The sequence below is a fragment of the Paraclostridium dentum genome (assembly GCF_012922555.1).
GTDB lineage: Bacteria > Bacillota > Clostridia > Peptostreptococcales > Peptostreptococcaceae > Paraclostridium > Paraclostridium dentum.
Window position 1 is genome coordinate 1 of sequence record NZ_WIPK01000161.1, and the last position, 363, is coordinate 363.

Sequence of the window (363 nt, forward strand, 5' to 3'; positions counted from 1 at the left end):
CGCTAATCTGGTCCCTCCATTCGACAAGACCAAATACTCTGGAGTTGGGGCCGCCGTTGAGTATGCTGTTCTGCACCTGAAGGTGAAGGAGATTATTGTGATTGGGCACAGCGCCTGTGGAGGTATTAAGGGAGTCATGTCCTTCCCATACGATGGATCCTCCTCCACTGACTTCATTGAGGATTGGGTGAAGATTGCATTACCCGCCAAGAACAAGGTTGTAGCTGAGTGCAAAGACTTGCCATTCGGCGCTCAATGCGACACCTGCGAAAAGGAAGCGGTGAACGTATCTCTGGGAAACCTCCTGTCGTATCCATTCGTGAGAGAAGGATTGGTGAAGAAGACACTGGCACTAAAGGGAGG

Annotated in this window: 1 protein-coding gene; it reads left to right on the forward strand. The window is 51.0% G+C overall.

Features of this window, described 5'->3' with window-relative positions; translation table 11 throughout:
* Positions 1-363: carbonic anhydrase (locus GFJ41_RS21245; protein WP_500048762.1), on the forward strand; the 363-nt coding region annotated here is incomplete at both ends.